Below are 1,204 nucleotides of genomic sequence, written 5' to 3'. Positions count from 1 at the left end.
CGACGTCACCCCATCTTCAGTAGCACCTGGGTTTAGAGTCAGAAGTAACTTTATCGTGTTTTACCACCAGTTGCTCGGCATAGGCTGACGGTGTCAGCCCTCCAAGGCTCTTCTTCGGTCTTTCTTCGTTGTACTCCCGCTTCCATGCCTCGATGACAACCTGGGCGTGCTGAAGGCTGGTGAACCAATGCTCATTCAGACATTCATCTCGAAAGCGCCCATTGAACGATTCGATGTAGGCGTTTTGGTTGGGTTTTCCAGGTTCGATTAAAAACAGGGCAACGCCACGTAGATGCGCCCATGACAGCATGGCGCGCCCACAGAATTCCTTTCCATTATCCGTCCGAATGGCGCTAGGTAGGCCACGTTGTAAAGCCAGATGATCCAGGATACGTGTTAAAAACAGTCCGCCAATGGCACGTTCAGGCACGATCGCCACGGCTTCATGGGTCGCGTCGTCGACAACGGTGAGGCTCTTTATCACTCGCCCATCTGCCGTCCGGTCAAACACAAAATCCATTGACCAGACCTGATTGGCGGCACCAGGGCGGCCAAGGGGCATCCGCTCAGACGTGGGAACCTTCTTGCGTTTGCGGCGTTTTACCTGCAACCGAGCCGCGGCGTAGAGGCGCTCGACGCGCTTATGATTGACCTGTTCACCGGCTTGACGCAGCTTCAGGTAGATCATGCCAGCGCCATAGCGACGATGCCGATGGGCCAAGGCAACAATGCGTTCACGCAATGCCTCATTACGGTCAGGAGCTGATTGATAGCGCAATGCACTGGCACTCATACGGATGACACTGAGCGCTCGGCGCTCACTGAGGCCACGTGACACCATAAAGCTCACCACATCTCGGCGTGCAGGGGCACTCACCACTTTTTTCTCAGCGCCTCACGAGTGACCTCCATCTCCAGTAACGACTCCGCGAGCAGCTTTTTCAAGCGTCCATTTTCGGCTTCGAGTTCTTTGAGTCGCTTGGCATCGGGCACGCTCATGCCGCCAAACTTGCTGCGCCAAAGGTAATAGCTGGCTTCCGAAAAACCATGCCGACGGCATAGCTCCTTGATGGGCAGTCCCGCTTCGGCTTCGCCCAGGAAGCCAATGATCTGTTCTTCACTGAAACGCTTCTTCATGTCCAATCTCCTTATGCATAGGATCGGACTCTAAAGTGTAGCGCTACTCAATAAGGGGGTGACGTCG

Annotated in this window: 1 protein-coding gene; it reads right to left on the bottom strand. The window is 54.8% G+C overall.

Annotation, left to right across the window (positions count from 1 at the left end):
• Positions 1-16: 16 nt before the first annotated feature.
• A protein-coding gene (locus tag QT231_RS24175; RefSeq protein WP_374694426.1) for an IS3 family transposase occupies positions 17-1,137 on the bottom strand; the annotation gives its coding sequence in 2 pieces (ribosomal slippage) (positions 17-879 and positions 879-1,137; 1,122 coding nt in all).
• Positions 1,138-1,204 lie beyond the last annotated feature (67 nt).

It is taken from the genome of Halomonas sp. SpR1, assembly GCF_031010175.1.
In the GTDB taxonomy this organism is placed as follows: Bacteria; Pseudomonadota; Gammaproteobacteria; order Pseudomonadales; family Halomonadaceae; genus Vreelandella.
The sequence above is the reverse complement of the archived record's forward strand: the minus strand, read 5'-3'. Positions and strand labels throughout refer to the sequence as shown.